Consider the following 11,430-nt stretch of genomic DNA (forward strand, 5'->3'; position numbering starts at 1 on the left):
CGCGAGAGAGACGGCGTCCACCACTCTGACGCGGCCCGCCGCCTCGCCGCGCTCCCGAGACGCGACGATCATTCCATCAGATCGGTCAGGGCCCCGATCTCGTCGGCATTCTTCCAGACCGTCTCGCAACCGATCACCTTCTCGGTGGCGTCGATCGTCAGCTGGAATTCAGCGGGAACCCGCTCCGTGCCGACCAGCCGGAGGCGCACGCCCCAGCGGGACATGTCATGGACCACACAGGGTATCGTCGGGTGACCCGCGACCGCGATACGTCCGTGCAAGTTGACTGATACGCGCCGGGCGCTTCGCTCTTCGATCATGACAGCTCGACCCCAAACAGGGTCAAGCTAGTGGCGAGGGCTCAAAAAGGTCTTCACGGATTCATTCGAATTGCCGGAATGGGCCTGCCATGACGGCTGCGGCCCGCCGCCGACCTCACGCACGCAGAGGTCGAAGGATAGGCGTGCCGGCGTGCGCGTTCGAAGGCATCCGCGCACGCCTTGTCGAAGAGCCTGCACGGCGCCGGCGCATCGCCGGGTTCCGCCAACATCGGCTGACCGCGGATGTCTCCGGCTGAATGCACTTGAGAATATCGCGACCGCGGATCGAAATAGGGATCCGACGTGTAGCTGCTCATGAACGCGCCCCCTGCCGCCATCTCGCTCTCCGCACGCGCGGACCCGACCAAGCGCAGCAGCGTCAAGGCCAGGATGAGGAGCCCCAGGTATCGTCCGACCACCGGCTTAACTCCTCGTCGAGCCTGACATCATCAGCACAGACGCCGATCGATCGGCGTCTTCATCCCGCCCCGGAGCGGCGGTAACGGGGGCCGCTCAGGTGTCCGAGAGATTCGCTCGCCGCCATGGCACGGGGTGAGCGCACAGGCCGCAACCCGGCCGAAACGAGGCCCTGCGGTTCGATCACGCGAGACATCGGAGCCACCCCGGCACCCCGGGTCGCGTGGCACGGGCAGCCCCGCGATACGCGGCAATGGCACCGGATCGGTCGGAGCGGCGCCAGAATGATCGTGCAGGATGTGCAAGAGACGCAATTAAATAAGTCTTCTGGCAGTAAAAATACAATTTTTTTCCAAAATACCTTTTAATTTTCGACCGGCGCGCCGCCATCGGCGTCCGGTGCCGCAGCACATCGCCGGTATGGAGCCCGGCGATCCTTAAGAGAGCTGGGGCGTTTTTAATTTCTTGAAATCCGCTTTAGATTGTCGTGTCGAATTCATTCGAAGAGTGTTTCAGCGAAAGCTATATCTCTTCCGCGCCGGGCATTCGCCCTGTGTTCTCTCTGAAAACGAGGCATGATCTGCTCGATGTTCCCGCGGCCCGGCCGCCCGGGACGCGAGCCGGATCGTGATGGAAGATCCGACAGGTCACATGGAACTCGTCCGGTTCGCCCTGAAGTTTCGCAAGAGCTTCTATGTTCTTGCCGTCCTGATGTTCCTCGCGGGCGTCGGCTCCATTGCCGTAGCCCCCAAGGACGTCCTTCCCGCCGTCGACATACCGGTTGTGGTCGTGGTGTGGACCTACAACGGCCTCGATGCCACCGACATGGTCCAGCGGATCACGAATTACAGCGAGTTCTCGCTGTCGAGTAACGTGAACAACATCAGGCGGATCGAATCGACGTCGATCCAGGGCACCGTGACCGAGCGGATCTACTTCGATTCGGCGGTCAGCATCGATCTGGCGATGACCCAGGTCGACTCGGCCATGAACGCGATCCGCTCGCGCATGCCGCCGGGCGTGCAGCCCCCGGTCATCATGCGCTTCTCCGCCTCCTCGGTGCCGGTCATCCAGATGGCGCTGTCGTCATCCAAGCTGCCGCTCACCAAGGTCTTCGACTACGCGCAGTACCGGACCCGCCGGCGGCTCGCCGAGGTGCCGGGCTCCACGCTGCCGTCGCCCTATGGCGGCGCACCGCGTCAGGTCATGGTCGATCTCGATCCCGCCAAGCTGCGTGCGATCGGCATGACGCCGCTCGATGTCCTGAACGCGGTCCTCAAGCAGAACCTCGTGGTGCCCTCCGGGCTCGCGAAGATCGGGACGCAGCAATACACCGTGCGCCTGAATTCGAGTCCGCAGCTGGTCGATCAGCTCAACCGCATTCCCATCAAGGTCGAGAACAACCAGCCGGTTCTGCTGCGCGATGTCGCCCATGTCCGGGACGGTTCGCCGCCGCAGATCAACATCGTCCGCGCGGATGGGCACCATTCGGTCCTGCTGCAGGTCCTCAAGAACGGCGCGGCCTCGACCCTGGACGTCGTGAATGCCGTCAAGGGCGCCCTGCCCGACATCCACGCGGCCGCGCCGAAGGGCATGACGATCACGCCGCTGTTCGATCAGTCGGTCTTCGTCTCGGACGCCATCTCCGACGTGGTGCGCGAAGCGGTGATCGCGGCCGGCCTCACAGGCCTCGCGATCCTGCTGTTCCTGGGGTCGTGGCGCTCGACCATCGTGGTGCTCGTCTCGATCCCCCTCTGCATCCTCACCTCTCTGTCGATCCTGGTCGCCCTGGGCCAGACCATCAACGTGATGACCCTGGGCGGCCTCGCCCTGGCGGTGGGTATCCTGGTGGACGATGCCACCGTGGCGATCGAGAACACCTACCGGATGTTCGAGGAGGGCTTCTCGTTCAGGCGCTCCGTGGTCGAGGGCGTCGCCGGCATCGCCAAGCCGGCCCTGATCTCGACGCTGGCCATCTGCTCGGCCTTCTCGGCGGTCTTCTTCCTCACCGATGCGCCCCGCTACCTCTTCGTCCCGCAGGCCGAGGCGGTGGTCTTCGCGATGCTGACCTCGTACCTGCTGTCTCGGACGCTGGTGGCGATCCTGATCGACGTCCTCGTCGCCCCGGAATACGCGCAGCATCACGGCGGGTCGGAGCCGGGAACCGAAGAATCCGCGGCGCCCCGGCGCCGCTCGGTCCTCGGGCGCGTGCTCGGCTTCGCGGTGCGGCCGCTCGTCTGGGCGTTGCGGTATCCGGTGCGTGGCGCCCTCGCCTTCCGGGCGGCCTTCGAGCGGGGCTTCGCGCGGTTCCACGCCGGCTATGTTGGACTGCTCTCCGCCGTAATCAGCCACCCGGCCCGCGCCCTGGTCGGCGTGATGGCCGTCTTCGCGGTGACCGCGGCGATCTTTCCCTTCGTCGGGCAGGATTATTTCCCGCAGATCGAATCCAGCCAGATGACGCTGCACATCCGCACGCGGCCCGGCGAGCGGATCGAGCAGGCGGAAAAGACCTTCGCGCAGGTCGAGGACGTCGTCAGGCAGGTCGTCCCGACGGACGAACTCGGACTCATCCTCGACAATATCGGCCTACCGGCATCGAACTACAATTTCGCGTTCATGGACGCCTCCTTCGTCGCCTACAACGACGGGCAGATGCTGATCAACTTGAAGGGCGAGCACAAGCCGATTTCCTTCTATGAAAAGCGCCTGCGCAAGGTTCTGCACGAGGCCTTCCCGGACGATATCTTCTACTTCCAGCCCTCCGACATCATCACGCAGATCCTCAACTTCGGAACCGTCGCCCAGATCGACGTTCAAGTTTCCGGACGTCACGACGACAAGGACTTGGCCGTGGCGCGGGATCTCGTCCGCCGCATCGCGGCGGTCCGAGGCGCGGTCGATGTCCACCTGCACCAGATCGTCGACGCGCCGCAGATGTACGTGAATGTCGACCGGAGGCTGGCGTCCGAAATGGGGGTCAGCGAACAATCCATCGCTCAGAATCTGAACGTCTCGCTCTCCGGCTCATTCCAGGTCAGCCCGAACTTCTGGGCCGATCCGAAGTCCGGGATGCCCTATCAGCTGTGGGTCCAGACGCCGGAATGGCGCAACGCCGATATTCATCAGCTGATGAATACGCCGGTCTCCGTCCATGCGAACGGGCAGGACAAGCCGGGCATTCCGATCCTGCTGTCGAACATCGCCACGATGCAGCGGCAGCCGGAGCAGACGGTCATCAACCACGTCAACCAGCAGCCGACCCTCGACATCCTCGCCAACGTCCAGAACGCCGATCTCGGCAGCGTGCGCACCGCCGTCGACCGGATCGTCGCCGACGAACAGGCTCAGCTCCCGGCGCCGGACAGGATCCTGGTCCGCGGCCAGATCGAGAGCATGGAGAGCGCGTTCTCGCGGATCGAGCTCGGGCTCGGCATCGCCCTGGTGGCGGTCTACCTGCTGCTCGTCCTGAACTACCAGACCTGGGTCGATCCCTTCGTGGTCATCGCGGCGCTTCCGCTCGCCTTCTGCGGCATCGTGATGAGCCTGTTCATCACCAGCACGGCGTTCTCGATCCCGGCCCTGTTCGGGGCGATCATGTCGGTCGGCGTCGCGAGCGCGAACTCGATCCTGCTCGTCACCTTCGCCAAGGAGCATCGGGAAGCCACCGGCTGCTCGGCCCGCGAGGCCGCCCTCATGGCCGGGCATACCCGCCTGCGGCCTGTGCTGATGACAGCGTCCGCCATGTTCCTGGGCCTGATCCCCATGGCGATCGGCGCCGGCGAAGGCGCCGAGCAGAACGCCGCCCTCGCCCGCGCGGTGATGGGCGGGATCGGGATGGGAACCGTGTCGACGCTGCTGTTCGTCCCCCTCCTCTACACCCTGCTCCGGCGTCAGCCGATCAAGCCCCTCGAGGATTATTGATGACCGCTTTCACCGACCCTCCCGAGGCCGGCGCCGAGCCTGCCGCGCGGGCGCACCAGCACGCGCTCGAGGTCGATCCGCTGCGGCGGGACGAGGCCGGGGAGACCCTGGCCCAGGCCGCGCCACCGCCGCCGCGCAAGCGGCCCTTCCTGGTGGCGTTCCTCGCCCTCGGCAGCGCCCTCGGGCTCGGCGCGTGGCACCATTGGGACGTCTATCAGGCGTCGCTGGAGACCCAGGCCGAGGCTGTGGACTTCGTGCCTACGGTCCGCACCGGCCCAGCGACCGTGGATGACGGGCCGATGCGGCTGACCCTGCCGGGGCAGACCGAGGCGTTCGACCACGCCGACATCTTCGCCCGTGCCACCGGCTACATCGCCGAACGCAAGGTCGATATCGGCTCGCGGGTGAAGAAGGGCGATCTGCTCGTCCGCATCGCCGCACCGGACCTGGATCAGCAGGCCCGGCAGGCCGAAGCCCAGCTCGGTCAGTTCAAGGCCCAACTGGCGGTGGCGCAGGCGGACGTGGAGCAGGCCAAAGCCAACGTGACGCTCGCCAACGTCACCGACGCGCGCACCGCGACCCTGGCCGGTCAGGGCTGGGCATCCAAGCAGAATGCCGACCAGACCCGCGCCGGCATGCTGACGGCCACGGCCTCCCTTGCCGCCGCGCAGGCGAAGGTGAAGGTCGCGGAGGCCAACATCACCGCGCAGCAGGCCACCGTCGAACGGCTCCGCACCCTGACGACCTTCGAGAACGTGGTCGCGCCCTTCGACGGCATCATCGTCGCCCGCAAGGTCGACGTCGGCGACCTCGTCCATGGCGATGCCGGCAGCGGGACGCCGCTCTTTTCGATCGACAGCATCGATGTCCTGCGCGTGACCGTGCAGGTGCCGCAATCGGCGGCGGTGGGTATCCATGATGGCGTGAAGGCGCGCGTTCAGGTTGCGCAGATTCCGGATCGCACCTTCGCGGGCGCGGTGTCGCGCAGCTCGGTCGCCCTCCAATCCTCGGTCCGGACGCTCGACACCGAGGTGGACGTCGCCAATCCGGAGGGAACATTGCGACCGGGCCTCTACGTCGCCGTGACCTTCGAGGTCCCGCGCATGCACCCGCGCGTGGTCATCCCGTCCGAGGCGCTCATCTTCGACGCAGGCGGAACGCAGGTCGCCGTGGTCGGCGCGGACAACACCGTGCATCTCCGGCCGATCACAATCGCGCGGGATCTCGGCACCCGCCTCGAGCTGCGCAGCGGCCTCAGCAGCGGTGAAACGGTCGTCCTCAACCCGCCTGCCGACCTCCGGGAAGGCGGCCGGGTCGTTCCGAAAGGCCCCACCGCTTCCCGGATCCCCACAGCCAAGCTCTCCGAGCAGGCGAGCGCGGAGTGAGGCGCATGGTTCAGATCCCGCGCTCACCTGTAAGCTTTGCCGACCCGATGATTCAGAGCGATAGCCGCGAGCCGTCCCCATTTGACTCCGGAACCGAAGAGGATATTTCCGGCATCTCCTCCGAGCTGCAGGAGACCAAGCAGAGCCGACGAATACAAAATAAGAAGGAAAAACGGATGGCCAGCGTATTGGTGGTAGAGGACGACCGGCGGGTCGCGGCCGAGATCGGATCGGCACTCGCGGAATACGGATTTCAGGTTGACGAGGCCCCAAGCGGCAGTATCGGATTACGCAAGGCCCTCGACGGTAAATTTGACGTGATCGTTCTGGACCGGATGCTTCCGGAGATTGACGGCCTGTCGCTGCTGACCAAGCTGCGCGCCGCCAAGGTCTCGACGCCGGTCCTGATCCTCAGCGCCCTCTCGGCCGTCAACGAGCGCGTCGACGGCCTGCGCGCCGGCGGCGACGACTACCTCGCCAAGCCGTTCGAGTTCATCGAACTCACCGCCCGCGTCGACGCGCTGGCCCGCCGCAAGATGGCCGCCGAGGCGGTCAACGAACTCGTCGTCGGCGACCTCCGCCTCGATCTGATCGACCGCGTCCTCTACTGCGCCGAGCGCGAGATCGAACTCCTGCCCAAGGAATTCGCGATCATCGAGTTCCTCATGCAGAACGCCGGCACCCTCGTCAGCCGGAAAATGATCTTCGAATCCGTATGGGGCTACAGCTTCAATCACCAGTCGAGCGTCATCGACGTCCATATCGGTAAGATCCGCAAGAAACTCGATCCCGACGGGCTGAACCCCCGCATCCATACCGTGCGCAACACAGGGTTCATTCTCCGTGCGCCTGCTTGAAGTCCGGCGCACGAGCGGCTTCCGGGTCGCCTGCCTGTTCTTCGCGACCTTCGGAACCGCGTCGCTCGCGCTGTCGGCCTTCCTGTACGTCGACACGCGCAGCTACGGCCGCAAGGCCGCGTTCGAATGGGTGGGATGGGAGTCGAAGCATCTTCTGGGGCTGTCCCCGCGCGCGCTGCGCGAACGGATCGACGCCTCCGAGGATTTCGCCGAAGGCGGCCGCCCGCTGGTGCTGTTCGGGCCCGATCAGACGCGCCGGGCCGGCGCACCGATCCCCTTCCCGGTCACGGCGCCGGTTGGCCGGCCGTTCATCCTGTCACAGCCGACGGATCACGGCACCCGCGCGCTGTTCAGCCAACTCACGGAGCTGCCAAGCGGCGAGTATGTCCTCGTCAGCCGGTCTGCCAAGGATCTGGAGACCCTGGAAAAGGCGCTGGTCGAGACCTTCGTCTGGGGCATGATCGCCACCATCGTCATCGGTCTGATCGGCGCCGTGGTCTTCGGGGCCGGCTCCCTGCGGCAGAACGATGCGATCACCAAGGCGGTGGAGCGCATCATGCGGGGCGATCTGAGCGAGCGTCTGCCGACGCGCGGCGTCTCGGCCGACCTCGCGCACCTCACGCGTGTGGTCAACGACATGCTGGATCAGCTTCAGCGGCTGATGCTGGAGATCAAGGGTGTCAACGAGAACATCGCCCACGACCTGCGGACCCCGCTGACCCGGGTGGTCGGCACGCTGGAACGGTCGCTGCGCAAGGCCGACAGCGTCGAGGCATTCCGGGCCTGCAACGAGGACGTGCTTGCCGAGGTCAAATCGATCGTCGTGCGCTTCTCGGCGCTGCTGCGGATTTCGGAGATGGAGGACCGGCTGCGCCGATCGGGCTTCACCGAGGTCGATCTCGGGCGTTTGCTCGAGGATGCCGTCGAGTATTACGAGCCGCTGGCCGTGGAGCGCGGCATCCGGATGCGCTGGGAGCGGCCGGACGGGCCCTGCCTCGTGGAGGGTGATCGCAGCCTGATCTTCGAGGCTGCGAGCAACTTGATCGACAACGCCTTGAAGTTCACCCCGGCCGGCGGAGAGGTCGCGGTCACGCTGCTCCAGCATCCGGCGGGCATCCGCGTCGTCGATACCGGCTGCGGCATCCCGGCGGACGAACTCAGCGCGGTGCGGGCGCGGTACCGTCGCGGCGCCTTGAAGACCGACAAGAGTGGCTTCGGGATCGGCCTGAGCTTGGTCGATTCCATCGCGCGGCTCCACAGTGCCACCTTCGACATCGCCAGCGACGGGGCCGGCTGCTGCGTCACCTTCCGATGGGCCCGCACGGTCGCGAACGCGCCGTCCATCGACCTTGTCCCCGCCCCTGCCCTGTAGCGCCGCCGCGCCCGGCCACTCCCGTCGTCAGGAGCGCCAGGCGCGCAGAGCTTCCGATGCGGCGTCTCAGTAGGACGACCGCCCGTGTCGACGCTCGCGGGCGTTGTAGCGGCTCCACTGAGGATTGGCCGGGACCGTTCCGATCGAGGCAGGCCGCTGAACGGCCGCGCTGTAGCCGGTCGCGCCTTCCCACATGCCGCCGGCTTTGTCGTTGCCCTCGGAGGCGGACCACGCGTCGAGACCGCTGCCGTTTGTCCGGATGATGAGGCTCGGATCGATCGACGGACCTCCATCCTGCGCGAACGCCGGAGCCGCGATCAGCATGGCGCCCATGGAACAGGCCAGGACAATGCTCTTCATGATAATCTCCCGTCTTTGTTCTGTCGCGAACCGGCGACGTGAGTAATACATGCATCACAGACGGTTTAAATGCTATATTTTATTGCAGAATAATTCTTTCGCTCTTTGTTTCGGCTTCAATCTTGAAAGGATTTTTGAATTTTTGACCTTGGCGAAGGCGGAGTGCAGCGCGAACGGCGTTCGAGCCCGCCGCGCCGGGATCGCGGACGCGACCCTATGCACGGATTTCGCTGGCATGTGGGTCGGTGGACGAGTCGACGGCTGTTCGAGCCGCCCCCCCCCCCGACGGTCGCGCAACAGGTCTAGACGGAATGAAGGGCCGTGCGGGGTAGCGCTCGACGGCCTGCAAAACCCGGTCTTTGACCCGGGAGATGGTGCAGGAGATCGCTCATCTGGATGCCGGCCGGCGTCGAACATGAAAAAGCCGACCGGTTGCCCGGTCGGCAGAGTCTTTGGGTCTGAAGCTTTGGATCAGGTCGGCCCTGCCCTGGTACCCGGGCCCGCCGATCTGAAACCGTAGCATCTGCTCGACCGGAGGCGAAGCGAGCCGCCGAAGAGCTGTATTAGTTGTAGCTCATTCCGCGGAAGTATCAATTAAAAGAAGTTTTATTTGCCGAACAAAACCGAAAATTCCCAATCGTCTTCCGGTCAAACAAAAGCCCAGCCGAATGGCTGGGCTCGAGATCTCTTGTTGTGAGTGGTTGCGCGCGTCGCTGGCGCTCAGAAGTCCCGCTGCACACGGAAGCGGAACTGGGCCGCGTCCTGAGAACTCACGTAGCGCAGCGCGTTCTTCGAGATGTCGGGCGTCACACCATTGTTGAGGGCGGTGCGGATGTACTCGCCCTCGACCCCGATATCCAGGTCCTTCACCGGAGTCCAGATTAGGCTCGCGCCGGTGATGATCTGGTTGTTTCCTCTCAGGACGGGGCTTGTGGCGAAGGCCAGGGCATTGGAGGCGCTGGCGCCGGCCGGCGCGAAGCCGAAGCCCAGGAGGCCGAGGGCATTGCGGCCCTTCGAATTGTAATCGATCTGAGCGTAGCTTCCGAAGAAGGCCGACCGCCAGGCCGGTGACCAGTAGTGAAGCATCGACGCGACGGCCGAAAATGACGTCGACAGCTCGAGACGGCCCGTGGTGGGGTTGAGGACCGCATCGGCGTAGTATTGGGCGAACGAGCCGCCACCCACGGGCGCTGCGCCGAGGGCATCGTACGGAGCCGTGTAGTTCGAGATGCCCGTATAGGCGATGGCACCCTGCCCGTAGGCGCCCTGAAGGTACAGCGTATCGCCCGTCGCGATGAACGGCAGATTGACCTTCAGGCCGCCCTGGACCGCCCATCCATAGGCGTTCGACGCGCGCCCCGTGGGCGATATGCCGAGACCGGCGGTGGCCGTGGTGATGCCACCCACCGTGCTTCCGGCGTCGCCCGCATTGATCTCGTGGACGGCGGCCGACACCTGGGCGGATCCCCAGGCCTGATCGATGCGTGCCACGCCGATGAAGTCGGGCATCCGGCTTTTCTGGGTCACATCGACGAAAGCCACGTTGCCGGGACCGACCACGATCGGCGCGAGGAAGGTCGCGGGCGTGAACGGGTTGAAGGCGTTGCTGTAGCCCGCGAACCCGCCGCCCGCCGTGAAGGCGCCGACAGCGGCCCCCGTGCCGAAGATCGGGAAGCGGCGATAGACCGGGTCTTCCATGGAGGCCGTCAGGGTGACGCCGTTCCCGAGCGTCGCCGAATAGGCGAGCAGGTTCGTGCTGAACGTGTCGGATCCGGCCGTTCCGCCGATCAGCTCGAAGTCGTGGGCATAGAAGTCGAAGAACGAGGAGGCGCGGCCCGCGGTCAGGCCGGCGAACTGAATGAACGCCTTGTCGGCGTTGATGTAGGTTTGCGTGCGCCCGAACGCGTCGGCGCCGAGTCCGGCGATCGCCAAGCTCTCGCGCTGCCTCGATCCGGAGGTCAGGAACGGGCCGCTGCGGTTGGCGACGTCGACCCGCAGGAAGGCTCTGAGGGTTCCGTAATCGGTCTGGGTCCGCGCATCGAGGTTGATCCGCATCAGGCCCAGATATCCGGTCAGGTCGCCGCCGCCGCCGGTGCGGACCTTGCTGGTCTGATACAGGAAGTCATACCGCGCCCTGCCGGATATGCGGAGGCAGGTATCAGTGCCGGGAATATAGAAAAAGCCCGCTCCGTACGCGTTGCAAACGCGCACGAATTCGACTGGCGCTGACTTCAGGGTCGGCAAATCTGCGGCTTGTGCGCCTGCAATCGGAAGCATCAGAGCTGAAGAGCCCAGTAACAGCGCCTTGATTTTGGTCATGGTGTCCCCGCATCCGACGCCGTGGCCATGGAGGTGCCAGCGTCAACCCAATGATCCGCGTTCACGCGCGTGCGGGAAGACCGGCACGATGCGACGTCGCAGTGTTTTGGAGATTTGGCCGGCCTATCGATCGGCAGCTTGACCGTATCTATCAAGTAATGATTTTACAAATAAATTACACTTGTATTTTTCAACTACAATTAGGTTCCTTAAATTTGTTTTTGTATCTGAATCTCGAAACGACGACGACGCGCGCCGGCTTCGCGGTTGCGACGTTTCCGCGGCTGGGCAAGGTCCTGGTCAGGGGGCAAGCCACGGACGGGATCGCCCATCGTCCGGGTGAGTGGCGGCGCCGCGGCGCCTGTCCGCCGTCGCGATGTCGCGCGCAGCCATCGAAACGGATCGCCGTCCGCGCCCCGTGTTCCCGCCGGCGGCCCCATCGGTCCGGGGAGACCGAACGCCTCTGCGGTCATGCTCCC

The 11,430-nt window shown here is 65.1% G+C and carries 7 protein-coding genes; 4 read left to right on the forward strand and 3 right to left on the reverse strand.

Annotated features, from left to right (window positions below):
- Positions 1-68 precede the first annotated feature (68 nt).
- Positions 69-320 (reverse strand): PilZ domain-containing protein, encoded by a 252-nt coding sequence (locus ABC766_RS09545; protein WP_043347619.1) that lies wholly within the window; start codon positions 318-320, stop codon positions 69-71.
- A gap of 1,068 nt (positions 321-1,388) precedes the next feature.
- Here ABC766_RS09545 and ABC766_RS09550 point away from each other — a divergent pair.
- The 4 genes from ABC766_RS09550 (at position 1,389) to ABC766_RS09565 (ending at position 8,272) form a co-directional block, all read left to right on the forward strand.
- Positions 1,389-4,658, forward strand: coding sequence for an efflux RND transporter permease subunit (locus ABC766_RS09550; protein WP_345822712.1), 3,270 nt, complete (start codon positions 1,389-1,391; stop codon positions 4,656-4,658).
- Complete coding sequence (locus tag ABC766_RS09555; protein WP_345821997.1) at positions 4,658-6,043, forward strand: efflux RND transporter periplasmic adaptor subunit; 1,386 nt, start codon at positions 4,658-4,660, stop codon at positions 6,041-6,043. The genes ABC766_RS09550 and ABC766_RS09555 overlap by 1 nt, the downstream gene beginning before the upstream one ends.
- A 176-nt stretch (positions 6,044-6,219) precedes the next feature.
- Positions 6,220-6,900 carry a response regulator transcription factor gene (locus tag ABC766_RS09560; protein WP_043347627.1) on the forward strand — a complete coding sequence of 227 codons (681 nt, stop codon included), beginning with the start codon at positions 6,220-6,222 and terminating at the stop codon, positions 6,898-6,900.
- Positions 6,887-8,272: a sensor histidine kinase gene (locus ABC766_RS09565; protein WP_287089154.1), complete on the forward strand. Its 1,386-nt coding sequence runs from the start codon at positions 6,887-6,889 to the stop codon at positions 8,270-8,272. The genes ABC766_RS09560 and ABC766_RS09565 overlap by 14 nt, the downstream gene beginning before the upstream one ends.
- Before the next feature lie 66 nt (positions 8,273-8,338).
- Here ABC766_RS09565 and ABC766_RS09570 read toward each other — a convergent pair whose 3' ends face one another.
- Together ABC766_RS09570 and ABC766_RS09575 are read right to left on the reverse strand one after the other, a co-directional pair.
- A complete protein-coding gene (locus ABC766_RS09570) occupies positions 8,339-8,632 on the reverse strand; it encodes a hypothetical protein (RefSeq protein ID WP_287089153.1) in 294 nt (97 codons plus the stop codon).
- A 720-nt stretch (positions 8,633-9,352) separates the two neighbouring features.
- Positions 9,353-10,951: a porin gene (locus tag ABC766_RS09575; RefSeq protein WP_345821998.1), complete on the reverse strand. Its 1,599-nt coding sequence runs from the start codon at positions 10,949-10,951 to the stop codon at positions 9,353-9,355.
- Positions 10,952-11,430: the final 479 nt, after the last annotated feature.

The organism is Methylobacterium fujisawaense, assembly GCF_039619325.1.
GTDB classification, from domain to species: domain Bacteria; phylum Pseudomonadota; class Alphaproteobacteria; order Rhizobiales; family Beijerinckiaceae; genus Methylobacterium; species Methylobacterium fujisawaense.